Raw genomic sequence first — 26,337 nt, 5'->3', positions numbered from 1 at the left:
CGTCACTTTAGTGCTCTAGGATACCTGCAATCATGCCCTGAAACTACCTCTATGCTGATATCCATTACCTAAGTGCACAAAGCGCAACCATACGGCTAAATGTGATTAAGTGGTAATGCAGAAGTGTATTTGATCTTTTCCATTGAAAAACTCGATGTTACATCCGACAACTCAATACCTGCGACCAGTTTTTTATAAAAGTGATCAAACGATGCCATATCCGCTACCATGACTTTCAACAAATAGTCATACTCACCACTCATTCGGTGAATTTCCGTTACCTGTTCAAGCGCTTGGGTATGTGCAGCAAACTGCGCAAGCCATTTGTCGTCGTGCTTGAGCGCTTTTACCTGAACAAATACAGTAAGGCCAACATTAAGCTTATTGGGATCTAACAGTGCGACCCGGCTTTGTATAACACCTTTTTGTTCCAGCACCTGTATTCTTCGCCAACAGGGTGTCTGCGTCAGGCCAACCTGCTCAGCGATGTCAGAAACCGATTGCCCCGCATCCACCTGCAAAAGACGTAAAATCTCTTTATCCAACTTATCAAGCATATTTATTTCACTCTTTAATACTCATGTAGAAAAATAAACTACTTAATCAAGTTTTTCGAGTGATTCTTAGAAAATATATTCGATGTAACATGACATCATACATACAGTTATTCATTCAAACAGACACATAATATGCTAGATCACGTAACACGAATTTATGATGACATCACGCAAACCATTGGCAATACGCCTTTGGTAAACTTAAAACGGTTCGCTGCCGACCACCAAGCTTGTGCTAACTTGCTGGGTAAAGTCGAATATTTTAATCCTGCGGGCTCAATTAAAGATCGTCCAGCCATGGCGATGATAGATGCATTGATGGCGTCAGATGTGTTTAGTGACAAAACAGAAATTATTGAAGCAACGTCGGGCAATAACGGTGTTGCCTGTGCGTGGATTTGTGCAATGCGGGATATTCCAATTACCATTGTGATACCTGAGCACATGTCCATTGAGCGACGGAAGCTCATCCAGTTGTATGGCGGCAAGGTTGTTACTACCCCTAAACACTTAGGCACTAAAGGCGCTATCGACAAAGCAAAAGAAATGGTTGCTCAACGACCACACGCCGTGATGCTTGACCAGTTCGCTAACCAAGCCAACCCCAACATGCATGCAGTCAGCACCGCCCAGGAAATTTGGCAAGATACAGGAGGTAATGTCGATGTTGTTGTGGCGGGCGTAGGCACGGGTGGCACCATTACAGGTATTGCAGAAACGTTAAAGCGCGCCAATGCTGATATTGAAATAGTGGCGGTTGAGCCAGCCTCCTGTCCCGTCTTAACCGAGGGTAGAGCGGGCACGCATAAAATACAAGGATTGAGCTCGGGTCACGTACCCGACATACTCAACACAAAGGCATTAGATCGTATCTTAACCATAGACGATGATCTTGCAATCCACACTGCCAGACAGCTCGCTAAACGAGAAGGTCTGCCCGTAGGTATTTCTTCAGGTGCTGTAGCTGCCGCCGCCTTAGTGTTAGCAAAGCAACCCGAATACGCTGGTAAAAATATTGTGTGTATTTTAGCTGATAACGCTGAGCGTTATTTTAGCACTGAATTATTTGCAGATATTGGCTAGACCGTTGTCAGCCATTTCTAGCATGTAATCGCAGATTTTCCAGCTATCCGGGTTCCATCCAAGCAAAAATCGATAGTAGTCTGCCCAAGCAACTGGATAAAGCATGTGGATTTCGCGCTCAATAGGTTTTCTGTCAAGTTCGCACTGCCTGATAGTCAGAGCGCTGATGAATTCATTCAGGTATACATCAAGCATTTGGTCGCCGTGTTGATACAACCCCTCGTTATCCAGTGCGCTGGCAAGTAAATAAGCAAGATCTTTTACGCCTGGTCCTCTCCCCACATACTGAAAATCCACCGCCGCCACTCCGGTTCCCGACACATGAAAGCATAGATTCGCCACTTTGGCGTCACCGTGCACCAAGGTTTGAAATGATGCGTTATGTAGTGCTGAATCAATGGTTTTTGCATGCTGCTTCACCAATCCATCGGGCATGGCTTGCCACTCATCCTGACGCGTAGACAAATGCCAGTATGTGCCTATTGGCCACAGGCCTTCCCCTTTTGTCGCCAAAAATGTAGCGTGAAAATTCGCTAACCAAATGACAGCTTGGTGCAACCCATCCATAGTGGGCGACGTAGGCTTTTCTGTGTACCCCAATGCATCTAAATCTTGCATGATAAGAACGGAGCCGCCTGAAAACGACGTACTTGTCTGATAAGCGGGTACCAAACACTTGGCTGAAGTGAGGTGTGCGTATTTCTGATAGAAGGTAGCTTCAATGGCGTATGAACGTACCTTACGTTCATGACTGGTAAGCGTATTCCAACCTCTCGGATGCGCGCCAGGCGTTTCAGACGATACTACTTTAGCCACATAATGCTTTCCAGAATTCCGGCTCACCAGACGCACTATCTGTCCATAGTCACTCCACAGGCGCTGGATCTGCTGAACAAATTCAATAGAGCTGTCCTGCAATCCGTTTCTAATTTGTGCAAGCACGGCCTCTTCAAACAAAGTCTTCTCTTCCTCAAAGATTTGTGTGTGCACAAAGTGTAACTCAGTACTTCTTCACTTTGCGAATCTACTAGAACTGAGTACCGTTGAATACATGGGCCGACTCAGCGTTTTAAGGAATACCACAATTCGGGTCTGTCTAATGGTGTGCCATCGGGCAGACTGGGGTTGTCAAGATGGAGTACATGCCTGTTGTTCAAGGTTAGCGATTGTAATAGCTGACCAAAATGGCGATTAAATAGACGGTCATACTCCCCACGTTTAAGCAAGGTTTCTAGCCCCTTAGAGATTTTTTTTGCCAGAGCGTCATTGCCTTTTTGAACATAATAATAATGTGCTTTTGGATACAAAATTACGATATGTGGGTCAATAATCAGGTCAAGGTTTTGATGCTGACTCAGGTCCCATTGTATTTCTAATGCTGAACGAGGAAAGAAATCATACCGACCTTTGTGCAACATTTCATAAAGTCCATTAACATCGCTGCCACTGGCAACTGTCAGACCATTGTGACGCAATATTTTTGTATCACTCCAAGTGTGAAACTGACCGGCAATGAGCGTTTTTAACTGATCAATATGGCGAATATTCTTAAGAATATCTGGAGAGTGTTTGTTAATCAGGTTGAGTCTAAGCCCATAAAGCCCCTTAAAAATGGGAAAATGTACTGGCTGACTGACAGCGGTTCTTTCCTTTGTAGCCCCGCCAATGACAATATCAATTCCTTCACCTTTGTCCATAATTTGAAAGGCGCGGTATTTGGGTATATGTCCATTAAACATGTCCAGCGTAACGTCGTTTTCGGCCTCCACTTCCAACGCCATTTTCAATAGCTGAATTTCGTAGGTTTCTTCACCAACGCCAAAAAATATGTACCTTTCAGCCTTAAGCTGAAATGGCAATATTACACACAACAGGGTTAACACAACTCGAGTCATCACAATTACGCAGCACATAAAACACTGCGTAATTGTCTAATAAATATGCTGCTCGTGCAAAGGGGGTATGCGTCTTAGAGAGCGCTCTTAGGTACCAAAGAGGTTAAGCGCGTCACAATGTACCCAGCAAGTAAACTGCCCGCAACTGACGGCATAATAGGGTTGCCTAATGTGGCCATCCACTCATCTTGGCTAACTACCAGCAGGGATATACCCGATGCAGTAGCAAGCGAGGCGAGTGCGCCCTGCCAGTTAAAGGCGGGCCAAAAGCGCCCCAACACACCACAAACGAATAAGCCTGACAGCACTGTGGCAATCATTTTTGTAATGTACCCAATAATATCATCAGATAAGCTGGCAAGAAGCAGTGCTACCCCAACTATCAATAATGTTGCCAGTCGGGAATACCATACCGTCTTGGCCTCCTGGGGCACTTTACCGGTGAGCATAACACTGATATCTCGCATTACTGTCGCCACACCGGCTATAGCATCTGAACTGGCACTCGACATCGTGGCCGATAGCCCGGCTATCAATACCAATAAACCTATCAACAATGGGAGTGTTGAGCTTGCCAAAAAAGGGAAAGCAAAATCTCTGTTATCAAGTTCAGGATTGAGGGCAAACGCCGACATACCAACAATGGCTGGTATAGTGGTAAAAAGAAAATACAAGATACCTGCGCTGACAAACGATTTGCGAGCGGATGACACACTCTTTGCCGAATAAATTCGCTGCCTAAAAGACGGCGTTGCCAGTACACCGACCCCAATCACGATGGCCAACGACAGGGCGGGCAGCCAGCCTATTTTTTGATGTGCCAGAAACGAGGTATTTTCCTGAGGTTGTGCAGCGAGCATAGCTGAAAATCCACCTGCTTCATGCACAGCAAAGAAAGCAAGTAGAACAAACCCTGTAAATAAGACAATAGCCTGCAAACTGTCTGCCCACACAACAGCGATGTATCCACCTACCAGAATATACAGCGTGAAACCTAACGCTATGAGCACCTTAGCCGACTGAATATCAATATCCGTGATCCAGGACAGGTACATTGCCCCTCCTAGTATGTGCGCACCCAACCACCCAATGCTGGCAACCAAAATGAGACATGCCACTACGTTCTTCACTACGGGATGCTCGTCCACATAGTGTGACAATTCTTCGCTCATGGTCATAAACTGTTTATCTCTGGCAGGTGCAAACCACCAGGCACAAAGAATGAGGCCCGTCGCCCCACCCACGCCATACAGCGCAGCTGCCCAGCCATTTTCATAGCCAAATCCAACCGCCCCCATGGATGACCCAGTACCGACAAGCGTGGCGACCGTTGTCCCTAGCGTAAGCATAAATGGCAGCTGTCGGCTGCCTATCAGAAAATCATCGCCTGTTCGACGGTTTTTGCTGACATACCAGCCCAACAATAAGGTGAAAGCGATATAACCTATGAAAATCCCCAGAAACGCGGTGCTATCCATATTAGCTTTCCTTGTAGCACACCACGCCGACTTCTACTTTGCAGTCAACAACCAAATCAGCAACTTCACAAATACGGGCAGGAGGATGCTGCCCAAAAACGTCTGCAAATACCTTATTGAACGATTGAAAATAGCGTGCATCTGTTAAAATAACGGTCACGTGAACGACATCGCACAAGTCATAATTCGCATCGCGCATAATGTCGAGACAGTTTTGTATTGCCAGTCTTGACTGTTCAATGATGCCTCCCTCAACCACTTCACCGTCTGTCATGGGGGTTTGCCCTGACACATACAGCCAGCCCCCCGCCTGAACCGCTTTTGAAAAAGGTAGATGTTGGCCACCAGTCCCGACGCCACCTTCTGCACCATAACGAATTAACGCCATGAAAAACTCCTGTATACTCTATGAAACTGAAACACGTTTGATTAACATTCCGCCATTACTGGCTTCAACAACGCCCTTTTGATAACTCAATTTACCGTTGACCCAAACATGACTAATGCCTTTCGAAGGTCGCTGCGGTTGGTCATACGTAGCCATATCGGCAATACTGCTAAAGTCAAACAAGACTAAATCTGCCCAGTGTCCTTCTGCTATAACCCCTCTGTTGTGCAGACCAAATTGCGCCGCTGAAAGGCCTGTCATTTTGTGAATAGCAGTGGGTAGATCAAACAGTTTACGCTCGCGACAATAATGTCCGATAACTTTGGGAAATGTCCCCCACAGTCTCGGATGAGGGCTCGGTGTGCCGGGCAACCCGTCTGAGCCAATCATAGTGAGGCGAAATTTAAGAAAAGCTTCGACGTCTGACTCATCCATGCAATGATACACGGCGCCAGCTGGCTGCAACTTTTGTGCAGCTTCAATCAGCGATATTTGCCACTCCTGAGCAATATCTGCCAACAAGCGCCCAGCCATCTCAGGGTGGCGCTTTGACCAGGGAATAAAAATATCAATTTCATCTGTTACTTGGTTTAAATCTAATGTACTAGCACTGGCTGAATACGGGTAACAATCACTGGCCACCGTCTGTTGCTTTGCAGCGCTATCAAGTACATCAATAACCTCAGCGGAACGGCCCCAGTTAGCCTTTCCTGCACATTTAACATGGGACACTACCAGAGGAACCTTTGCAGAACCGGCCGTTTCAAAGGCCTCGTTCAATGCTTCCACGATAGCTTCAAATTCATTTCTCAGATGCGTGACATACAACCCATTGTACTTAGCAACAGTGGGCATTAAGCTCACTAGCTCTTCAGGCGGAGCATGCGTTGCCGTTGCATAGGCGAGCCCAGAACTTAAACCTATAGCCCCTTGGGCAAGCGAGCAGTCAAGCAACTCGCGCATTTTTGTTATTTCTTCTTCAGTCGCTTCACGTGACAGATCGTCCATCACATGAGCGCGAAGGGTTGTGTGGCCGATGAGTGCCGCAATATTGACATTGGGCATGGCCTTAGCCACGGCATCAGCATAACAACTGAATGTGGGATAGCAAAAAGCCTCCTTGTCACCCAACAGATTCATAGGGTCTGGTGGGTCCTGACACAAGGTAATAGGGCTGGCACTAATACCACAGTTACCGACGACAACCGTAGTCACGCCCTGGGTAACCTTTTCTTCCATCTTAGGTTTGCGAATGGCACTGGTATCATCATGAGAATGCACATCGATAAAACCGGGAGCCAGACACTGACCAAATGCATCGATGACAGATTTTGCCTTTGCTTTGTTTAGCTGGCCTACTTTTTCAATTTTGCCATCTGTTACCGCAACGTCAGCACGAAATTGTTCACGACCAGTGCCATCAACCACAATGGCGTCCTTAATCAATAAGTCATATTCCATGTAGAGCAACGCTTCCTTTTTAATCGCCTAACGGCAATCTGTCATTTCCGTGGAAATGATGATCTAGTGTAAGCTTTATGCGTCTAAGCTTTTCTCGTGATGTTCGCTTTCTCTTAACTGCGAGCTCGGTAACCAATACATCAATAGCAGCCAACATGGCATAGCGGGACGTACTCGGTGAAAAAATGTAGTCTGTTTCTTCTGTTTCTATCGGTATCAGAAAGTCACTATTTTGTGCCAGCGGAGATCCTTTCTGCGTAATAGACACGATAGTTGCACCGTATTGCTGAGCAATTTGCGCTGCTTCACACACATCTGGGCTACACCCACTCAGGGAAAGACAAAAAATGACGTCATTTTGATTGACGGTCGATGAAGCCATACGCATTAATACCGGGTCAGAGTACGCGGTAACCGAGAAGCCCAGACGAAACAACCGATACTGGGTTTCCTGCGCCATGATGGTTGATCCGCCCCCAACACCATAGGCAAAAACCTGTCTGGCTTCCTGAAACCTGTCGACGATTGTATTGATAAGGTCCTCAGACATGAGTTTGGCGTTATCGTCCAAATTCTTTTTTATTGATTCGTAAATACCAAAGATGCCAGAAGGCTCTACTTTGGATTCAGAGATAAACCGTTGCCCCACAGCAACTGACTGAGCCAGTTTCAGCTTCAAACTTCGAACATTCTTACAATTTACAGATTTCGCAAAGCGCGTGATTGTAGCCTCGCTCACCTCGGCTTTTGAGGCAATCTCTGTAATACTGGCATTAGCCGCAAACACTAAATCATCCAATATCACAGTAGCTACTTTCTGCTCTGCGTCACTTAGATGATTGTAAATTTCCGAGATTTTGGACACAACGTCAATTTCATAACTCATGTTGTTTCCTTTGGGAAAAACTTAACTTCATACCTATCTTCGACCTGCAATGAAAGAAAAAGCCACTAGAATATTCAGTCGATTTTTATTTCGTTTCGCGCAGTATGTTTGTAATTAGTCTACTTAATTTGTTACTTATTACCACCATAAAATGCATTTGATTGAAAATTATTTTCACCATTGATAGGATTTCTACCCCGTTAATTCAATGTAAATGTAGCGTATAGCGAATGAAAAAAGCCAACATACTTGATGAAGACTTGGTGTTACCTGCAGCGATTATTCTTGAGTCAAAACTGAATAACAATCTTGGTTGGATGCAGGCCTATTCTGAACGTAAGCGAGTTAGCTTAGCGCCACATGGTAAAACCACCATGACACCTGACCTGTTTCATTTACAACTCGATGCAGGGGCCTGGGGTATTACACTGGCAACGGTTGAGCAAGTTGCAGCTGCCTATAACCATGGTATTAGACGAATTCTTCTTGCCAATCAGCTGATTGGCAAAGCCAATATGCAGCTCATAGACGATCTGTTAGATGATCCTGAGTTTGAATTTTATTGTTTACTAGATTCAAAAGAAAACCTGGTTCAACTGGAACGTTTTTTTTGCCAGACACCACACACCTTAAATGTGTTGATAGAAATTAGCCCCCCTAAAGGTCGGTGTGGATGCATTAACTATGAGGAAGCCCTCGCTCTGGCGAACGCCGTCAAAAAGTCATCATTTACTGAGTTGGCGGGGGTAGAGTTCTATGAGGGTACACTCAGCACTGTCGATCAAGTAGATACATTTCTCAATACCGCCATGTCAATATTTGACGGGCTGTATAGCAATCACTATTTCACAACTGAAACAATACTGTTCACAGGCGCGGGAAGCGCATGGTATGACAGAGTGGCAGAAAAATTTTCACACAATCAAAAAGCCGATGTTACTTATTTGATTAGGCCAGGTTGCTACCTCATTCATGATAAGGGCATATACGAAGTGGCGCAAAACAAAGTGTTGGAACGCGATCACACCGCACAAGCCATGCCAACACAGTTACAGTCCTCGCTCGAAGTGTGGGCCTATGTGCTCTCTACGCCGTCTGACAGCAACAGAGCCATTGTGGGGATGGGAAAGAGAGATGTCGCCTTCGACGCTGGCTACCCCATACCGGTAAAGTGGTTCAGACCTGGCTGGGACGCCCCGCGCGAGCTCACAAAAACTAGAACCACTAAGGTAATGGACCAACACAGTATGCTGCACACTTATGCAAACGAAAAACTCATGCCTGGCGATCTGATTGGCTTTGCCACCTCTCATCCTTGCCTCACGCTGGATAAATGGTGTTCCATTCACTTGGTCGATGATTCGCTGACTGTGTTAAAAACCATGAAAACCTGCTTTCGTCCTGGAGTCCAATAACGATGCTCACCCGTTTTATTTTTATTTTTCTATCCTTGAGTATGTCAGGGGTGCTGTTTGCCTCAACAGAAAACGTAAAGCTGATGCCCTGGCCAAAAGAGATAAGGGTGGTTGATAGGGAAATACTAACAGGCAATGCACTTTCTCTTACTATCAAGGGCCCAAACTCACCGCGTTTGAAGCAAAGTACCAAGCGCTTTATCAAAAAGGCGACCCGCCACCTTTCCTCTGCAGGGGCGACTACCGCTATCTCTATCAACATCGAAGTGGAGAACGCAGTAACTCAAACTTTGCCTCATCCCACGCACGATGAAAGTTATACATTGAACGTTTCCGCGCACGGCGTTGATTTAACCGCAGACACAGAGTTAGGGGCAATGCGTGGTTTGCAGACACTTTTGCAACTATTTACAACAAAAAATGTAAACCAAATAAGCTTACCTCTTGTGCAGATCAAAGATTCTCCTCGTTTCAGCTGGCGAGGACTACTGCTCGACCCAGCTAGACGTTTTATACCTGTTGAAGACATTAAACGTCAGTTAGACGGTATGGAAAGCGCCAAACTCAATGTGTTTCACTGGCATTTAACTGATGACCAAGGCTGGCGTGTAGAATCAAAGCGTTACCCTAAGCTTCATCAGCTTGCCTCTGACGGTCAATATTACACCCAGGATGACATGCGTGAGATAGTGCAATACGCCTATAACAGAGGTATCAGAGTCGTGCCTGAAATTGATGTTCCTGGTCATGGCAGTGCCATTGCCGTGGCCTACCCCGAGCTGATGTCTGCGCCAGGCCCTTATAAAATGGAACGTCACTGGGGCGTGCATGAACCGACACTTAACCCAATCAACGACAAAGTTTATGCATTCATAGAGGGTATAGTTGAAGAGTTGAGTGGTATTTTTCCTGATCCTTATTTTCATATCGGCGGCGATGAGGTTAATCCCAAGCAATGGAATGAAAACCCTACAATCCAAGCGTTTATAGAAGCGCATGAACTCGTTGATTACAAAGGTTTGCAGGCCTACTTCAATCAAAAGGTTAACGATGTTTTAACGAAGCATGGAAAAATCATGGTGGGCTGGGATGAAATTTACCACCCTGATTTACCCCATGACATTCTGATTCAATCATGGCGTGGTCATGACTCAATTAACCACAAAGCAAAAAATAATCGACAGAGCATATTGTCGACCGGTTACTATGTCGATCAGCCTCAGCCAACCGCTTATCATTATCGCAATGATCCTATTCCTATCCCTGAAGTGGTAGAGGCCGCCCCCAGAAGTAATGAGACTTGGCAAACTTGGTCATTTCACATCCCACGCCTGCGTGGCGCTGCGATAACGGGCACGTTAACCCTGTTTAGCATAGAGGGTGACATTACAAGAGGCTTTATCGATTTCAAAAACCGTTCGAGAAAGCCTCTCAACGCGTTGCGCATTGTCAATAATGAGATACGCTTTGACCTCGATACCTGGATGGGCCCTTTTCAGGGTCAGTTACGCATTGAAGGTAATACGATCACGGGCACATCCATCGTTGGCAATGGCCGATATTCCTTTGACGGTAAGTTAATAGCGGGGAGTGCTATTTATGGTTCCAGCATTCCTAAAGGTATTCAACTGGCACCGCTTACTGAGGATGAACAGGCGCTGGTATTAGGTGGTGAGGCTACACTATGGGGCGAAATTGTCACACCGCAAAACATCGACCTTCGTCTCTGGCCAAGAACCTATGCAATTGCGGAGCGGTTATGGTCACCTCGCAGCATGCAAAATGAGGCTTTTATGTATCAGCGACTGGTGGCCATGTCAGAATTTGCAGACAGTATCGTCGGGTTAAAACACAATGCACAGATGGAAGCGGCCTTTAAAAGGCTGATGGGCAATCAGGATATTACGCCGCTCATGGTGTTGTCGGAAGCAGTTGAACAAGCGCAATATTATCATCGCCATCACGCAAAATCTCAGGCTGACGAGTATCATCAGCAAGCGCCGCTCAACCGTTATGTAGACGCATTACCAGCCGAGAGCCTTGCCGTTCGTGAACTGGAGGAGTGGATTGTCGCATGGCTGGCCAACACGGATAACGATACACTTAAAAACCAGATTGTTGCCAAGCTCAATCAATGGCATAACAATGCCACGTCGCTAGAATCACTGATAGTTGGCCACAAACCATTGGCTTCCCTCCTCCCTATTGTGAAAAGTGTTGCTGAAGTGTCTACTGCAGCAAAACTGCTTGTGGATATTATTAGAAACGAAGACTCCCTTTCACAACAAGGTTTTCAGGAGATTACGTCTGTGTTGAAGGAAGCAACACTCATTCGGGAGGAAATAGTGGTTTCCGCGGCCTACCCCATCGAAAAACTCCTGCATCGGGCGGCCAACGTAACCATCTATTACCCCAACGACACGTATTCCCAGGCATTCACAGCAAACAATCACTTCACTACAGGCATTGAAGGGCCTGCAGTAGACAGCAACGGCCTATTATATGCGGTAAATTACCAACACCAAGGGACGATTGGTCAGGTCACTAAGGCCGGGCAGGCATCACTATTCCTCTCACTACCCGAAGGCAGTACAGGCAACGGCATTAAATTTGGCAAAGATGGCACCATGTATATCGCAGACTATACGGGCCATAATATTTTACGCGTAGCCCCTGGCACTCGTGAAGTTGTTGTTCATGCGCACAATAGCAGCATGAACCAACCGAATGATATCGCCATTACTCAGGGTGACATTATTTTTGCCAGCGATCCAAATTGGGCAGCGGGAACAGGACAGTTGTGGAGGATTATGCCTGATGGCACAACACACTTGCTCGAGACCAATATGGGCACAACCAATGGCATTGCAGTTTGCACGTCCGACAGCGTGCTATATGTGAACGAAAGTGTCCAACGCAAAGTCTGGGCATACGACCTATCATCACAAGGCCACATTAGTAACAAACGCTTATTCTATCAGTTTAGTGACCATGGTCTTGATGGTATGCGATGTGACAGTCGGGGTAATTTATATATTGCGCGCTATGGTGCTGGGCAAGTTACCATTCTGCGCCCAGACGGAACCTTGCTTAAAAATATATCACTTGGCGGCCCTCATCCCACTAACGTCGCTTTTGGTGGCAAAGATGGCAGACAAGTTTTTGTGACCATGCAATCGAAACGCGCGGTGGAATACTTCACTGCTCCCTATCCCGGTCAACGTTTTTCATTAATAAACAATTAACAAGCCTTCCCAAGCAGGGCACCACTGGGTGCCCGATTTTTCTCAAAATCACCTCACCAACCAACACCTCATTTACATTCTTTTTACGCAATTTGAAAAAAACTATTGAAATTAAACCGCCGTAAATGGTAAAAAGTATCATAAACATCGTATTGGAAATGTTAGAAAGTAACAAAGCAGTAAAAATGCTATCTGACGATTTTCAGATTCATCGTTTGAGTTACTAGGAAACGTGGGACGCAATAATCATGAAAAATAAGAATGCCTTTGCGAGAGTGGTTGCGATTCGTCAAGAAATGACAACGCTGTCCTCTCAACAATTCAACAGTCGATTAGTTAAGGAGTAATCGAGATGGCTAATAAATTTACAAAAACAGCACTCAGTGTTGCCATAAGTGGTGTACTGGCTAGCAGTTTAACCAGTGTGGCGTTGGCACAAGAACAAACAGGTGACAACAACGCCGAAGAAAACACGGTTGAAGTCATTGAAGTTAAAGGCATTCGCAACAGTATCGCAACCGCGCAAGAATTGAAGCGTCTTGCTGACACGGTAAAAGATGTCATTACTGCACAGGATATCGGCGCATTGCCAGACAAATCGGTTACAGAAGCGTTACAACGTGTACCCGGTGTTACCATTGAGCGGTTTGCTTCTTCCGATGATCCTAAGCACTACGCTGATGAGGGTACCAGTGTTCTCGTTCGCGGCTTGGACAGAGTCCGCAGCGAAATCAATGGCCGAGATGCTTTCAGTGCAAACCCCTATGGTGGCTTAAGCTATGAAGATTTCCCCGCCGAATTACTGGGCGCTGTCGAGGTAGTAAAAAATCAGACAGCAGACCTGATCTCTGGTGGTATTTCTGGCACGGTTAACCTAATTACGCGCAAGCCGCTCGATTCTGATGAGCGCTTGTTTGGGATAACCGCAAAAGCCAACCGTGGTGATTACAGAAAAGAAACAACACCTTCATTCAGTGCCTTGTTTGCTGATAACTGGGACACAGACTCTGGTAAATTTGGTGTACTCGTCGCGGCATCGGCATCTGAATACCGCACTCGTGGCGATGGTTTCGGTTTGGGTAACTACCATAGTCGTGGTCCGCTAACTACCTTTTCTTATGATGAATGGTTAGGTGTTACACCGGGTGTCGTCGCGGGTCTATCCTCTGAGCCTTGCTGGCCAGAGGCCTCAGATTGGCGCTCATGTGACAATTTCCCAGATGCTAAAATTTATACGGCAGAAGATCAGGCAAACTTTGTTGCCCCCTATGAGGGTGATGCACTTGAAGGGCAGCCTGAAGGAGAAACCTGGTATGCGCCCGCCAACTACACGATTGCTTCTGCTGAAAACGATCGTAAACGTCGCGGCTTTACCACTTCATTACAATGGGAAAGTAAAGATGAACGCTTCTTAGCGACACTTGAGCACATTAACTCCCACGCTTCATTGGAGTGGCGCGAGTATGTAGTTGCCTCTGGTGATCGCGGATTCCTACCTTATGCGCCAAATGCATTTCAATGGTTCGACGAGTCAGAAGAAGGCCGTCCATTAACGGTTGATGCAAATGGCTATTTGACGTCTGGCGTGGGTCGATCAAACGAAGGTAACTTGCCGCTTCAGTTCCGTTCGCGTTACAACTATAACGAAAGTAACGTTGAAGACACGTCATTAAACCTTCGCTTTAAGGCGACTGACAGTCTGACAGTTTATTTTGATTATCAGCGTGTTGATTCCGACCAAATTGTTCACAACAACAATGTAACGTCTCGTATCAACGGTAACCAGACATTTGACAATGCACCCATTTTCCTTGATTTGAGGGGTGACACGCCGCAAATTGAGTTCTTAAATGCAAACACGTCTAACCCACCAGATGTTGAGCCGAATACCAACCCACTATTGCGAATCAGTAATGGGATGCAGCAAGAAGAACACAATGAAGCTGAATCAGACGCGTATCAGTTAGATTTAGAATACGTGATTGATGAAGGCATGTTTACCAAAGTCAGCGGTGGCATGTACTACTCGCAAAAAGAATTAATTGTACGCAATACTGAGTATGAGGGCTGGCAAGCACTGGGTACGCCCTGGAATGCACAAGCATCCTATAATGCTTCACCACAAGTTGTGCCAGAGCTGTATGACCGTATTAGTTTTGCTGACCACTACAATGGCAAGACATTCCTAGGAGACAACACCAGCTTCTTGTTCCCGCGAATGGATCTGGCTGAGAATTATGTGCAAACCCTAAGAGAAGGATGTGGCGACTGGATTGCACTAGGTACTGCGATGGACGGAAGTGGTCGCTGTGCACAAGCCTATGAAGACTTAGACGATAGAGTGTTTAGTCACTTTGCTCCACGTCATATCAGTTCAAGTAAGACTGATCGCACAGAGTTTTATGTGCGTGCAGACTTTGAAGTAGATTTTAACGACATTTACTTAGTGGGTAATGTAGGCCTGCGCCATGTAAACTATCAACTCGAGTCAACAGGCGGTATTACCTTACCGGCAACCTCAAGAAGGGGTGTGAATCCCACTGATTCACTGTATCAGGTAATGCTAAACCAATACCCTAGTATCTTTAATTTGGCCTCAGGTGAAGCGTTTCTCAATACCATTGACGGTGCGGACTACTCAACCCTGCTACCAAGTCTTAACCTAAACTTTGGTGTAACTGATGACGTCGTTGTTCGTTTTGGTGCATCAAAAGGCTTGTTTTATCCTAGCCTAGTCGATGCCGCGAATAAAATGGTTGTGTCATTAGATTATGAGGAAGTTCTGAGGTTCCCGAGTCTGGATAAAGATGAAACTACTAACCCTACGGTTGATTTAAGAAATATCGAAATCAGCGCCAATGCACGTAATGCCTTCCTTGAGCCCGAAGAATCGATCAATCTTGATTTGACCGCAGAGTGGTACTTTGCACCGACTGGCTCATTGACATTTGGTTTGTTCCACAAGAAGTTGTCTAACATCATTCGCAACCGCTCTTTTGCTACTGAACTGGATGTGAACGGCGAAACCTACCCGGTTGCTGCTTATGGCCCTGATAATACCGGTGACGGTACTATTCGTGGGTACGAGATAGCATATACGCAGTTTTATGACATGCTACCTGGCGCCTGGAGTGGTTTAGGTCTGCAATTGAACTATACCTACATTGATCAGAATGGATTGGAAGATCCGAATACGAACCCCACGCAGCCACTCACCTTTAATGGCGCAGGTGTTCCAATTACTGATAACCGTAACAGCTTCCGTCAGTTCACTGGTTTGCCGCTGCAGGGATACTCTGACCAAAATGTCAATATTGTGGGTATCTACGAATACGAAGAGTATACCGCCCGTATTGCGTATACCTGGCGCTCAGAGTATTTGTTAACACTACAGGAATCTGAAGAATTCGTGCCTGCCTATTCCAAAGCACAAGGCATGATGGACGCAAGCTTCCTGTATGCGATTTCCGACAACGTTCAGTTAGGTTTAGAAATCAGTAACGTGCTGGGTCAGGATACTGAAACTCAGTATCAACAAGACCAGCAAGGCACCTTAACTGATGCGTTTACCTTCACTACCGACAGAAGGTATTCGTTAACGTTAAGGGCATCATTTTAACCCCTTGCACCTTTATGGTGTATGTAATGGTGGAGTTTGTGGTAGCAATACCACAGACTCCATTATTTTATTAGCAGGCGACTTTGGTTAATATCAAGATACTTTAAACAAGGGAGCTGTTATGCAACATGCTTTGAGGTCTATTTGCATAGTAGGAGGTGGAACTGCTGGCTGGATGGCTGCAACTCTGCTATCTAACCTGCTACAACGGGCAAATATCCAAATTACACTGATCGAGTCACCTGATATCGATACTGTCGGTGTCGGCGAGTCTACCGTTCCTTCGATTATGGACTTTCTCAGAGCCTGTCAGATTGATTTGAAAGAGTTTGTACAGTCTACTTCTGCAAGCTTTAAACTGGGGATCCGTTTTGACGATTGGTTACGAGAAGATCATCAATACTTCCATCCTTTTGGTCGTGTAGGCCATCACATCAATGGCTTTGATTTTTATCAGGCCTGGCTACAAACAAAACAAGCCGGTGTGCAAACAACATGGACGGAACACTCACCTTGTGCGCAAATGGCAGAGCTAGGGCGATTTATTTTGCGACCGCGCCAACCGAAATCCTGGACCGAAGACAGCATTGCCCATGCCATCCACCTTGATGCTCTGCAGGCCGCTCGTTACCTTCGCACACAAGCCACAGAAAAAGGCGTTATCAGAAGCGAAAACACCGTCACCCAGGTTCATCAGAATGCAGAAGGTTTTATTGAATCGCTGTCACTATCAGACGGCAGCAAATTACAAAGCGACTTTTTTATTGATTGCACTGGGTTTAACGGGTTACTGATCAACCAAGCATTGCAGGTAGGCTACCAAGACTGGTCCAAATACTTACCTTGTAATAGAGCGGTAGTTGTACAAACAGAAAACATAGCGACGCCTCAACCTTTCACAGTAGCTAAGGCTCAGGCCGCCGGTTGGACATGGAAAATCCCTTTGCAACATCGCACTGGGAATGGCTATGTGTTTTCCAGTGACTATTGCAGCGATGATGAGGCAGTGCAAACCTTGCTAAGTGGATTGGAAGGGAAACCGCTTAACACGCCGCGATTTATTCCCTTTACCACCGGTAAGCGCGACAAAATTTGGCACAAAAACTGTCTGGCATTGGGACTGGCTGCCGGCTTTATCGAACCTCTCGAGTCGACAGCAATCCATATTATTTACAAAACGTTAATTCACTTTATTACCCACTTCCCCGATCGCGATTTTGAGCACTACAACGAGGCGCAGTTTAATCGCAAAGTAGATGCTGATTTTGAAGAAATTAGAGACTTCATTGTTATGCATTATTGCACCAGTGAACGCAACGACAGCGAATTTTGGCGCAGATGCACGCAGTCTCCGCTACCTGCGTCTTTGCAGGAGAAGCTCTCGCTATTTAAACAACGCGGCCAATTGCCACCGGGTGTAGATGAGTTATTTACCCATGAAAGCTGGTACTCAGTACTTGAAGGCATGCAGTACAGGCCTAAAAAAGTGCATCCCTTGATGGCGACCTTTAATCAACAAAAGCTGTCAGATATGATGCACGCAAACGTAAAAGGCATCAAAGAGGAAGTGGCAACAATGCCATCGTTACACGACTTTATACAGCAACACTGCCCAGCTAAAAGCGCACTGTAATGACTGATTTAAGAACACTGCCTAGTTACGCGGACCTCACCCCCGAACAATTCTTCAATGAGATAGCACCTGCACAAAAGCCTATTGTTATTCGCGGCTTTGCAAAACATTGGCCTATCGTTCAGGCAGCTAAGCGCGGCGAGCAAGACTTTTGCCAATATCTCTTGCAGTTCTACAATGGAAAAAAGACCGGTATGGTTGTTGCGCCACCAGCAGCAAATAAGCGGTTTCATTATAATGACGATTTGACCGGTGTGAATTTCCTGCAGGGTGAAGAACGTATAGACCTCTTTCTGGGCCGCTTGCTAGAGCTCATCGACCGAGACGTGTACCCGGCGATTTCTATGCAGAACACACGCTTAGAAGCGGTATTACCGGGCCTAGCTCAAGATAATCCCAGCACTTATTTTCCTGATTTACCACCGCGATTGTGGGTTGGTAATGAAGGTATTGTGAGTGCCCATTATGACGGGTCAGATAACATAGCCTGTGTCGTTGCTGGACGCCGACGCTTTTTGTTGTTTCCTCCAGACCAAACTCAAAACCTGTATCCTGGTCCTATCAATTTTACGCCAGCAGGTGCGCCTACAACTCTGGTAGATTTTAATCAGCCTGATCACGCGCGCTTTCCCCTGTTTAAAGAAGCGCTAAAGCAGGCCTACAGCGTTGAATTAGGTCCGGGAGATGCACTTTTTATTCCTATGCTGTGGTGGCATCATATTGAATCTCTTGAAAAAGTGAATGGCTTAATGAATTACTGGTGGAATGGCTCTTCGGCACCTGACGCCGTTGCACCCAGTGCCATCGATAGCTTAAATATTGCTTTGCTAGCAATGCGCAATACCTCTGATAAACAGCGTCAAGCCTGGCGCCACATGTTTAATCATTATGTATTTCAACAGGATATAAACCCCAGAAGCTACATTCCAAAACATCAGCAGCATATTTTGGGTGAAATACCCGATGACCAAGTTGCGCAGATCCAACGCTACTTCACAGAAAAATTGACACGCTAAGCAATAACCATGAAGCCAATATTATGACTACTCAATATAAACACGTTGCTGAATATACAGACTTGTCTGAGCAACAATTATTCAGCGAGATAGTCCCCGCGCAACACCCCGTGGTCATCCGTGATTTTGCGAAATCATGGCCAGTAGTGGAAGCAGCAAAGGCTGCCGACCAGACTTTCATTGAGTACCTGTGCAATTTCTATCAAGGCGACAAGGTCATGCTGTCTATGGCCCCTAAAAGTGCCAATAGACGCTTTTTTTACAATGATGACCTTACGGGTTTTACGTTTGCCAGTGGCGAAGAGCGACTGGACAGATTTTTAATGCGTTTACTTGAACTCAAAGGACGGCCTGATTGCCCTGCTCTGTCTATGCAAAGCGCGTTGGCACATGTATTGTTGCCAGGTTTTGAAAAGGACAACACCGCTAACTTTTTCCCTGATACACCGCCCCGATTGTGGCTGGGCAATCAGGGAATTGTAGATACGCATTTTGATGGAACCGATAATATTGCCTGTGTAATTGCCGGAAAACGCAGATTCACCTTGTTTGCCCCCGATCAGACCAGCAATCTGTATCCTGGCCCTCTTGAAGTGACACCCGCGGGTGTGCCCGTCAGCCTAGTCGACCTTCATCACCCTGACTTGAGTAAATACCCTCGCTTTGAACAGGCGATGCAGCAAGCCTACCAGGCCGAACTGGCACCAGGAGATGCGATTTTCATTCCCATGTTATGGTGGCATCACGTCGAATCCTTAAGCGATGTAAACGGCCTAATGAATTACTGGTGGAATGGGTCATTTGCAAAAGACGCCACCTCGCCCAGTTTCACTGATAGTTTGAAAATGGCGATTTTTGCTATGCGTAACATGAACCAACAACAGCGGGCTGCCTGGCAATGTATGTTTGATCATTATGTGTTTAGACAAGGCGTCGACCCCGCGTCATATATCCCGGAGCACCAGCTTCAACTCCTTGGCGAGATTGATGATGACCTCCTTCGAATGGCAAAAGAATTTTTTATTGAGAAGTTCCAACAATGAACGTATCCCCTTCCTCCAAGCAACATAGCATCCTTATTGTCGGTGGTGGCACTGCTGGCTGGATAGCCGCCAACCTTATCGCCTGCAAACTTCCTGACTTTGACGTGACCGTCATCGAGTCTGATGACATTGGCATTATTGGTGTGGGCGAAGGCAGTACACCACATCTCAAACTGTTTTTTGAAACCATTGGTATAGCTGATCATGAATGGATGCCACAGTGCAATGCGACTTATAAAAATGGCATTACCTTTTCTGGCTGGTCGCACAAACCTGGCTATGACAGCTATTTTCATCCGTTTGAAACACAGGTTGACGATCCATTTACCGTCCCTTTATTTTTCAAAAATATTCAGGCTCGTATGCAGGGTTTTGATGTCGATGCACGACCAGACCGCTATTTTCTTGAGAGCTTTTTGTCGCAGCATCATCTTGGCCCGCTACCTGATGACAGCTTTCCATTTGGCGTTGCATTTGGTTATCACTTTGACTCAGGGTTACTTGGCAAGTTTCTTACTGAAACAGCCAAAAAACGTGGAGTAAAACGCGTCGAGGGAAAAATATCGCATGTGCTCACGTCAGCCTCTGGCGCAATTCATCAGGTAGTGCTGGAAAACGGTGAATCCATTACCGCTGATATGTTTATTGATTGCTCAGGTTTTCGGTCATTATTACTCCAGGATACGCTTCACGTCGAATTCAAAAGCTTCAAAGAGAACCTTTTCAATGATGCAGCCGTGGTTTTAGCCACCCCGATCAGTAGCCCCTTGCCTGTCGAAACAAAAGCTACTGCGCTTAGCAACGGATGGGCATGGAAAATTCCACTGCAGAACCGTTTTGGCAATGGTTATGTCTACAGTTCAGATTACATAAACAGCACCCAGGCAGAGCACGAATTACGTGCCCATCTTGGTATGTTAGATTCTGATACGGAAGCACGCCATTTAAGTATGAAAGTGGGGCGTGTTGAAAAGCATTGGCATAAAAACTGTGTCGCTGTTGGCTTGTCTCAAGGGTTTATCGAGCCACTTGAAGCCACTGCAATTGCTCTGTCGCTTAACACAGTGTTGCAGTTCATAAACTGCTATCAGGAAGGCGGATTTACAAACCAATACGAAGATGTATTTAATCAGGACATCAACAAGCGCTTTGACGGTATCCGAGATTATGTAGTTTGTCATTATAAGGCCAATCAGCGCAGCGACACAGAATACTGGCGCGACAATGCTGCTAATCCGCATATATCTGAACGCCTTAAAGCGATACTCCATCTATGGCAAAACAGCGGTAATTTTGCAGCAGAAATGTACCAGCGAAACTTATATGGTAGTTATAACCCCAAGTCATGGGCTTGTCTGCTGGCTGGATATGGCGTATTCCCTAATCAGCCTTTGCGGCAAGTGCCTGACCCAAAAAGTTATCAGCTAGAGCTTGATAACGTTGCCGACTTTCTGCGCCGTTGCGGGCTTAATTTTAAACCTCACAGTGCTTTGCTTTAGTTTAGCGACATAGAAAGTTTTCAATGCGATAAGAAAGCCTGACAAACTCATACCGCTACCAGCTTTATTTATTAACGCTTTGTCCTACTATTAAGGCATGGTCTCATTAGAGGTAGAGATAAAAACCATCATGCCATTTAAATAAACCTTTTAATCAGCGTGCTTTTTACCGAAGCCCTGCGCCGACCAGTATAGTGCCAGCATCATTCATTATGAATGCAAAAAGGGTCGAAGAACGAGATGTGTTAAATAACGCTATTACAGCTTTTAAGGAGAACGGTCTCTACGAGCGCTCTTTGGCCATGCACCTTAAAGAGAAACCCGAATAATTACAATGAATCAAATGCCAGTGGCAGCAACTCACCTAAGGTGACTGTGCTCACTTCACCAGATCGCGTCACCATGTGTATTTTGGTTTCAGCAGTGCCGAATTCACTGATCTTTTGTCTGCAACCACCACAGGGTGGGCACACCTGATCATTCGGGCTGGCTATCATGATGTCTTCAATACGCTTTGCTCCCTGCATAATCATCATTCCTATTGCCGTGGCTTCAGCGCACTGGCCTAACGGGTAGGCAACGTTCTCTATGTTGCAGCCAGAGTAAGTATTACCGTCATCTGCAAAGATAGCGGCCCCCACTTGAAATGACGAATAAGGGGAATACGACTGTTTTTGGGCAGCTTGGGCAGCGTCAACCAATGCTTGGATGTGCTCTGTCTCTGAATTTGACAAGTAGGTTCCTTGAGCAAAAAAGTTAAAAGGCCAACAATCCTACCCGCCAACTGATTACCGATCAAATTTACTCGGTGCTTTCAGATATCGGCGTCGAACGGTTTACTCATTTCTTCATGAAAATATTTTTCGATCATTATTCTGATCAGCCGCGACTTTGCTATGCCGGATTTTTTAGCCAATACGTTCAATTGCTCTATACTGCTGGGGCTCAGTGTAAAGGTTGCCAATTTAAAGTTGCGATGATGACCATGACTTTCCTGTTGCGCAGACTCAATAACTGACTTTCCTCTGGCATACGCCTCAGCATCATTAATGAACTCGTCCACACTCAGTTTAGGTTTTTGCTTGCTTCCCTGTTTCTTTTTTAAGTCAGTTAAACTCATGACTTAAACCTGGGTCAAACGCCAGCATTTCTTCAACGATTGCGATTATTTCGTCTGCAGCTTTTCCACCTTCATCTAGCTCCATCACAGACATGCCATTTTCTTCGCTGTCGTCATAAATATTGCGATTGTAAGTAATGGCGTCTAGTACATTAATACCAAACGACTCACACACTTCTTTTGCCTCTAATATGCGCTTTGCCTGGCTGGGTAATGCAGGGCACTGGGTGATAACAAACGAGGCTCTCATTTTCGGATTAACCATTTTACAAGTTGTTAAAATATCCTCCATATGGGGCACAGTTTTGAGATCTCTGCGCTTAGGTCTCAGTGGAATAATAACGTGTTCAGCCACACTCATTGACGCACGCAAAGCAAGGTTATCTTGTCCGCCACAATCGACTATGACGACGTCATAGTTGTTATTTAGGCTGATCAACTCGTTGCGAATTTTTCCATACAGCTGAATACAATTAATAGTGGGCAATTCTGGATGCTCATTTCTCGCATGGATCCAATCAGAGGATGTTCGCTGAGGATCGCAGTCGACCATGAGTACGCTCGCCTTTTTGTGTTTAGCAAAATACACAGCAACATTTTGTGCAAGGCAGCTCTTGCCGCTCCCCCCTTTTTCGCCTCCAACAAGTACAATCATATAATCACCATTATTTCTGAATAAACTGCAAACCTATTTCAAACTCGTTGGTTTGTCGCTGTATACATCGCACAACTGTTGCGTTGAAAGCTTTCGCAGACACATTGTCCGGCGTGAGTTGCACATCAACAATCGAATCAACCTGCAAGGGTTCAGGAAGCAACAGTTTTAGTCCGCCCCTGGAAACATCAGAACAAACCACGCTGTGTTCATGGCGTTGGTTATTCTCATCGGTCCAAGAAAGTGAGATTACTTCTTGTTCCATATCAAGTCGTGCAGACGCACGCCGATCCGAAAAGCCGGGATCAGACATGTCACTTCTCCTTTTTATTGCAGCATATCGACAGTCATCGCTTCTAACTATAGAAAAAATCTGGAAAAAGAAAAGAAAAGACGATTTTTTAACCCATGATTTAAACCTTCCCATCAAGCACTGCGACAAAACAGTGCAGAATGATGGAGAAATCAAAGATGAAAAACGCTCAACGACTAAAACCTTTAGTTTCTTTTTTTGCCGTAGGCATTACCCTTGGCGCTATACACATGAATGTCTATGCCCATGGTAAAGACGTGTCTGATATGTTTGATGATGTTCATATTGAAGATGGCAGAAGTGTGGGTGAATTATCTGCACTCAATAGTGACATTGAATTAGGTGACAGTGTCACTGCGGCCTCCATCTCAACAGTAAACGGCGACATTACTATGGGTTACGGGGTTCGTATTCAGAGCATTAGTGCAGTGAATGGTGATATTGAGGCCAAATCAGACTTATTTGTTGAACATAGTATTTCAACGGTAAATGGCGACATTCAATTTTCAGATGGTGCGGAAGTGGGCAGAGATATCGAAACCGTGAATGGCGATATATCATTGGCACAGGTCATTGTAGGCGATGATATTGGCACTGTTAACGGCGATATCAGCTTAGCTGATGCAACCAGAGTAAGTGGCGACATTGTGTTTGAAAAGAGTAATAGCGACAACGATTGGAGCGACTCTAATTCTCCTAAACTCACTATAGACAGTGATGTAACGGTAGACGGCAGCATTATTTTGTATCGAAAGGTAAAGTTGGATGTTCCAGATCATTTACTCGATAAGGTAGAGTATCGCTATCAGCAATAGCTAACCAGACCAGAGCAGCAGAGGGCTCAGCAATCTGCTGCTTGGCATACCGAACACAGTATTCGAACCCTTTCTTATAAATTCACCTCAACATGCCGTATACTTAGTCATAACCTCTATCTGCCGATGAAGCATTGTTAGCAACCTATGACTATTTCCACTCCTACTGTATTTTTTCCAGGTACGCAATGTGACGAAAGGGTCTGGTTTGCGGTGTGGAAACAAATGGATATGGCAGACAGACGCTATGTGCCTTTGCAATGGGCTGAATCTCGCGAGCAGATGCTCGGCATGACAAAGCATACAGTGGGCTCTGATACGGTTCACTTGGTGGGTTTTTCCATGGGTGGCTTTATTGCCAGTCTCTACGCACTTGAGCATCCTGAGCAGGTTGCGTCTTTAACACTGGTTGGCTACAACCCTGCTGGACTTACCCAGGCCGATATTAAGCAAAGAAAGCAAATGGCAGCAGCACTTGAAAAGGGGCGATTTAGGCCAATGTCAGATGCTCGCCAGTCGCAATTGCTGTGGCGGCAGGGTCCTCACGCTGAAAAGGCAGTGGCAGTCAACAGGGAGATGGAGCACGATTTGGGTGGCGCGGTACTCAAGTACCATTTTCAAGCCACCTCTGAACGCCCTAACCTTGTATCTCGACTTGCTGCTACAAACATTACGATTAATTTGATAGCCGCTGAACACGACCAAATAGCGCCGTTTGCTGATATGCAGGCCGTCAGCCAACAACTATCTGCTTCAGCATTTCACCAGATTACAGCCAGTGGACATTTGTCACCGCTTGAGCAGACTGCACAGGTATCAGCGGCATTGAACCAACTTTTGGCATAGCACAGCTGATATATCAAAAAAAGTGATGGACCGGGTCAATAAAACCTATTGGCTAACTAAACCGGCTACTCGCTACACTCATTATAACGGTGTATGACCTGAGAATAATTATGACTGTGCTGCTTCTTACGTGTGTTACGGGCTCTGTGGTACTTGGCTTAACGCTGTCGCTGACATGCCAATCAGAAGACGCATCCATGCGTCTAAGAAAGTAGAGAATGTCTATCTACCTTTAAGCGTATGTGCCGCATTGAGTGTGCGTTTGTAATATTTACCTAATGCCTTGTCTGCCGCTCGCCGCTGGCTTAAAGAAGCCGTGTTGAACTTCTCTTCCTTACGCAACTTTAGGTAATTATCTAACCTACGTTGATCAATATCACCGCTAGTGATAGCCGCCTGAACCGCACAGTTTGGTTCCCCCTGATGCTGGCAGTCGCTGAACTTGCAGTGTTCTGCCAGCGCGGTGATATCAGCAAACGTTGTCTCTAAACCCGCGTCGCAATCGGCAAGCTGTAGCTCACGCATACCTGGCGTATCCAGCAATAATGCACCGCTTGGCATTGTTAACAAGGCGCGATGTGTTGTGGTATGCCGCCCTTTGTCATCATCCTCTCGGATACTGCCAGTAGCTTGAAGGCAATCGCCTGCAAGGGTATTGATTAACGTTGATTTTCCTACGCCAGAAGACCCTAACACGGCCAATGTCTTTCCTTCGATAAGCCAGTCTTGCAGTGCTTCACGAGCTTGAGAAGAACGACAATCCAGCGATATGACACTCAGTAAAGGGCTCAAAGCCTGAACCTGTTCAATAGCGTGAACAGTGTCATCACTCAGATCAGCTTTACTCAACACAACTACAGGCTCTGCTCCTGATTCATGCACCAAGGCCAAATAGCGTTCAATTCGATTTAAACTGAAATCGTCATTTAGCGAGCATACAATCAGCGCTACATCTACATTGGCAGCAATCAGTTGCGACTCCACTTTACTACCGGGTGATTTGCGCTTAAAACATGTCTGTCGAGCCAAAATGCGGACAAACGTTCCGAGATCGTCGAGTAACAGCCAATCGCCGACTGTTATAGCCGGCATAGCGGGTGTGATCGGCAGCGTTTGCGTGCCTTGGTCAGATGTGACAACGAGGCGCGATTTGTGTTGAGCGGTTACACGCACGGGCTGTGCAGTTTCCCACTCGTCGAGAGAAAGTTGTTGTTGAAAAAAAGGACGCCACCCAAATGTGGCTAAAATACTAAAATTTGTCATAGCAAACCCATAATTAAACCAGTAATTATTCTTAAAGGGGGCTTGAATGGCCCCGGCGAAAACCGGGTGACAAATACGTGTTTAGATTTGATACCCGGTTAGGTTTA

At 45.8% G+C, this 26,337-nt stretch carries 22 protein-coding genes; 10 read left to right on the top strand and 12 right to left on the bottom strand.

The features are described from left to right. Positions 1–95 precede the first annotated feature (95 nt). A complete protein-coding gene (locus DRW07_RS01015; protein WP_124026028.1) occupies positions 96–557 on the bottom strand; it encodes an Lrp/AsnC family transcriptional regulator in 462 nt (153 codons plus the stop codon). A 132-nt stretch (positions 558–689) separates the two neighbouring features. Here DRW07_RS01015 and cysK point away from each other — a divergent pair, with 132 nt between their 5' ends. Further along, positions 690–1,640, top strand: a complete 951-nt coding sequence (cysK, locus tag DRW07_RS01010; protein ID WP_124026027.1) for a cysteine synthase A — start codon at positions 690–692, stop codon at positions 1,638–1,640. On the opposite strand, the gene DRW07_RS01005 is transcribed toward cysK, so the two are convergent. The 6 genes from DRW07_RS01005 to DRW07_RS00980 all read right to left on the bottom strand — a co-directional run bounded on the left by DRW07_RS01005 (position 1,620) and on the right by DRW07_RS00980 (position 7,748). Continuing rightward, complete coding sequence (locus DRW07_RS01005; RefSeq protein ID WP_124026026.1) at positions 1,620–2,630, bottom strand: aminoglycoside phosphotransferase family protein; 1,011 nt, start codon at positions 2,628–2,630, stop codon at positions 1,620–1,622. The two genes, cysK and DRW07_RS01005, sit on opposite strands and share 21 nt — an antisense overlap. Positions 2,631–2,701: 71 nt before the next feature. Next, positions 2,702–3,538 carry a substrate-binding periplasmic protein gene (locus DRW07_RS01000; protein WP_165870353.1) on the bottom strand — a complete coding sequence of 279 codons (837 nt, stop codon included), beginning with the start codon at positions 3,536–3,538 and terminating at the stop codon, positions 2,702–2,704. A gap of 71 nt (positions 3,539–3,609) precedes the next feature. After that, positions 3,610–5,013, bottom strand: coding sequence for a sodium:solute symporter family protein (locus tag DRW07_RS00995; protein ID WP_124026024.1), 1,404 nt, complete (start codon positions 5,011–5,013; stop codon positions 3,610–3,612). Between the two features lies 1 nt (position 5,014). Continuing rightward, the gene (locus DRW07_RS00990) at positions 5,015–5,401 is read right to left on the bottom strand and encodes a RidA family protein (protein ID WP_124026023.1); all 387 of its coding nucleotides are present in this window, start codon (positions 5,399–5,401) and stop codon (positions 5,015–5,017) included. Between the two features lie 18 nt (positions 5,402–5,419). Next, positions 5,420–6,862 (bottom strand): N-acyl-D-amino-acid deacylase family protein, encoded by a 1,443-nt coding sequence (locus DRW07_RS00985; protein WP_124026022.1) that lies wholly within the window; start codon positions 6,860–6,862, stop codon positions 5,420–5,422. 19 nt (positions 6,863–6,881) lie between these two features. After that, entirely contained in the window at positions 6,882–7,748 is an 867-nt protein-coding gene (locus DRW07_RS00980; protein WP_124026021.1) for a MurR/RpiR family transcriptional regulator, read from the bottom strand. Between the two features lie 230 nt (positions 7,749–7,978). Here DRW07_RS00980 and DRW07_RS00975 point away from each other — a divergent pair, with 230 nt between their 5' ends. From DRW07_RS00975 to DRW07_RS00945, 7 genes are all read left to right on the top strand, one after another. Beyond that, positions 7,979–9,163, top strand: coding sequence for an amino acid deaminase (locus DRW07_RS00975; protein WP_124026020.1), 1,185 nt, complete (start codon positions 7,979–7,981; stop codon positions 9,161–9,163). Positions 9,164–9,165: 2 nt separating this feature from the next. Next, complete coding sequence (locus tag DRW07_RS00970; protein WP_124026019.1) at positions 9,166–12,408, top strand: family 20 glycosylhydrolase; 3,243 nt, start codon at positions 9,166–9,168, stop codon at positions 12,406–12,408. Positions 12,409–12,760: 352 nt separating this feature from the next. Next, positions 12,761–16,027, top strand: a complete 3,267-nt coding sequence (locus tag DRW07_RS00965) for a TonB-dependent receptor (protein WP_124026018.1) — start codon at positions 12,761–12,763, stop codon at positions 16,025–16,027. Between the two features lie 121 nt (positions 16,028–16,148). Then, positions 16,149–17,660, top strand: a complete 1,512-nt coding sequence (locus DRW07_RS00960; RefSeq protein WP_124026017.1) for a tryptophan halogenase family protein — start codon at positions 16,149–16,151, stop codon at positions 17,658–17,660. Further along, complete coding sequence (locus DRW07_RS00955; protein WP_124026016.1) at positions 17,660–18,676, top strand: cupin-like domain-containing protein; 1,017 nt, start codon at positions 17,660–17,662, stop codon at positions 18,674–18,676. The genes DRW07_RS00960 and DRW07_RS00955 overlap by 1 nt, the downstream gene beginning before the upstream one ends. 23 nt (positions 18,677–18,699) lie before the next feature. Next, positions 18,700–19,719 (top strand): cupin-like domain-containing protein, encoded by a 1,020-nt coding sequence (locus DRW07_RS00950; protein ID WP_124026015.1) that lies wholly within the window; start codon positions 18,700–18,702, stop codon positions 19,717–19,719. Beyond that, entirely contained in the window at positions 19,716–21,218 is a 1,503-nt protein-coding gene (locus DRW07_RS00945; RefSeq protein WP_124026014.1) for a tryptophan halogenase family protein, read from the top strand. The genes DRW07_RS00950 and DRW07_RS00945 overlap by 4 nt, the downstream gene beginning before the upstream one ends. Positions 21,219–21,547: 329 nt before the next feature. Here the strand turns inward: DRW07_RS00945 and cdd are convergent, their stop codons facing one another. From cdd to DRW07_RS00925, 4 genes are all read right to left on the bottom strand, one after another. Continuing rightward, a complete protein-coding gene (cdd, locus tag DRW07_RS00940; RefSeq protein WP_124026013.1) occupies positions 21,548–21,952 on the bottom strand; it encodes a cytidine deaminase in 405 nt (134 codons plus the stop codon). Between the two features lie 80 nt (positions 21,953–22,032). Further along, positions 22,033–22,338: a ribbon-helix-helix domain-containing protein gene (locus DRW07_RS00935; protein WP_124026012.1), complete on the bottom strand. Its 306-nt coding sequence runs from the start codon at positions 22,336–22,338 to the stop codon at positions 22,033–22,035. Next, complete coding sequence (locus tag DRW07_RS00930) at positions 22,325–22,993, bottom strand: AAA family ATPase (RefSeq protein WP_124026011.1); 669 nt, start codon at positions 22,991–22,993, stop codon at positions 22,325–22,327. Before DRW07_RS00930 ends, DRW07_RS00935 begins: the two co-directional genes overlap by 14 nt. Before the next feature lie 10 nt (positions 22,994–23,003). Further along, entirely contained in the window at positions 23,004–23,306 is a 303-nt protein-coding gene (locus DRW07_RS00925) for a PilZ domain-containing protein (protein WP_165870352.1), read from the bottom strand. Between the two features lie 158 nt (positions 23,307–23,464). Here DRW07_RS00925 and DRW07_RS00920 point away from each other — a divergent pair, with 158 nt between their 5' ends. Both DRW07_RS00920 and DRW07_RS00915 read left to right on the top strand, forming a co-directional pair. Beyond that, positions 23,465–24,121 (top strand): DUF4097 family beta strand repeat-containing protein, encoded by a 657-nt coding sequence (locus DRW07_RS00920; RefSeq protein ID WP_124026009.1) that lies wholly within the window; start codon positions 23,465–23,467, stop codon positions 24,119–24,121. Between the two features lie 147 nt (positions 24,122–24,268). Next, positions 24,269–24,967, top strand: a complete 699-nt coding sequence (locus tag DRW07_RS00915; protein WP_124026008.1) for an alpha/beta fold hydrolase — start codon at positions 24,269–24,271, stop codon at positions 24,965–24,967. Between the two features lie 222 nt (positions 24,968–25,189). Here the strand turns inward: DRW07_RS00915 and rsgA are convergent, their stop codons facing one another. Continuing rightward, positions 25,190–26,230, bottom strand: a complete 1,041-nt coding sequence (gene rsgA / locus DRW07_RS00910; RefSeq protein WP_124026007.1) for a ribosome small subunit-dependent GTPase A — start codon at positions 26,228–26,230, stop codon at positions 25,190–25,192. Positions 26,231–26,337 lie beyond the last annotated feature (107 nt).

The sequence above is a fragment of the Paralteromonas sediminis genome, from assembly GCF_003820355.1.
Classification (GTDB): domain Bacteria; phylum Pseudomonadota; class Gammaproteobacteria; order Enterobacterales; family Alteromonadaceae; genus Alteromonas_F; species Alteromonas_F sediminis.
This window is presented reverse-complemented; position numbering and strand designations above follow the sequence as displayed.

What these genes read in the sequence shown, in the direction of transcription:
- DRW07_RS00970 (WP_124026019.1), top strand. Translation starts at nt 9,166, where the DNA reads ATGCTCACCCGTTTTATTTTTATTTTTCTATCCTTGAGTATGTCAGGG.
- DRW07_RS00975 (WP_124026020.1), top strand. Translation starts at nt 7,979, where the DNA reads ATGAAAAAAGCCAACATACTTGATGAAGACTTGGTGTTACCTGCAGCG.
- DRW07_RS00965 (WP_124026018.1), top strand. Translation starts at nt 12,761, where the DNA reads ATGGCTAATAAATTTACAAAAACAGCACTCAGTGTTGCCATAAGTGGT.
- DRW07_RS00995 (WP_124026024.1), bottom strand. Translation starts at nt 5,013, where the DNA reads ATGGATAGCACCGCGTTTCTGGGGATTTTCATAGGTTATATCGCTTTC.
- DRW07_RS00960 (WP_124026017.1), top strand. Translation starts at nt 16,149, where the DNA reads ATGCAACATGCTTTGAGGTCTATTTGCATAGTAGGAGGTGGAACTGCT.
- DRW07_RS00990 (WP_124026023.1), bottom strand. Translation starts at nt 5,401, where the DNA reads ATGGCGTTAATTCGTTATGGTGCAGAAGGTGGCGTCGGGACTGGTGGC.
- DRW07_RS00935 (WP_124026012.1), bottom strand. Translation starts at nt 22,338, where the DNA reads ATGAGTTTAACTGACTTAAAAAAGAAACAGGGAAGCAAGCAAAAACCT.
- DRW07_RS00915 (WP_124026008.1), top strand. Translation starts at nt 24,269, where the DNA reads ATGACTATTTCCACTCCTACTGTATTTTTTCCAGGTACGCAATGTGAC.
- DRW07_RS01015 (WP_124026028.1), bottom strand. Translation starts at nt 557, where the DNA reads ATGCTTGATAAGTTGGATAAAGAGATTTTACGTCTTTTGCAGGTGGAT.
- rsgA (WP_124026007.1), bottom strand. Translation starts at nt 26,230, where the DNA reads ATGACAAATTTTAGTATTTTAGCCACATTTGGGTGGCGTCCTTTTTTT.
- cysK (WP_124026027.1), top strand. Translation starts at nt 690, where the DNA reads ATGCTAGATCACGTAACACGAATTTATGATGACATCACGCAAACCATT.
- DRW07_RS00985 (WP_124026022.1), bottom strand. Translation starts at nt 6,862, where the DNA reads ATGGAATATGACTTATTGATTAAGGACGCCATTGTGGTTGATGGCACT.
- DRW07_RS00950 (WP_124026015.1), top strand. Translation starts at nt 18,700, where the DNA reads ATGACTACTCAATATAAACACGTTGCTGAATATACAGACTTGTCTGAG.
- DRW07_RS00925 (WP_165870352.1), bottom strand. Translation starts at nt 23,306, where the DNA reads ATGTCTGATCCCGGCTTTTCGGATCGGCGTGCGTCTGCACGACTTGAT.
- DRW07_RS00930 (WP_124026011.1), bottom strand. Translation starts at nt 22,993, where the DNA reads ATGATTGTACTTGTTGGAGGCGAAAAAGGGGGGAGCGGCAAGAGCTGC.
- DRW07_RS00945 (WP_124026014.1), top strand. Translation starts at nt 19,716, where the DNA reads ATGAACGTATCCCCTTCCTCCAAGCAACATAGCATCCTTATTGTCGGT.
- DRW07_RS00980 (WP_124026021.1), bottom strand. Translation starts at nt 7,748, where the DNA reads ATGAGTTATGAAATTGACGTTGTGTCCAAAATCTCGGAAATTTACAAT.
- DRW07_RS00955 (WP_124026016.1), top strand. Translation starts at nt 17,660, where the DNA reads ATGACTGATTTAAGAACACTGCCTAGTTACGCGGACCTCACCCCCGAA.
- DRW07_RS00920 (WP_124026009.1), top strand. Translation starts at nt 23,465, where the DNA reads ATGAAAAACGCTCAACGACTAAAACCTTTAGTTTCTTTTTTTGCCGTA.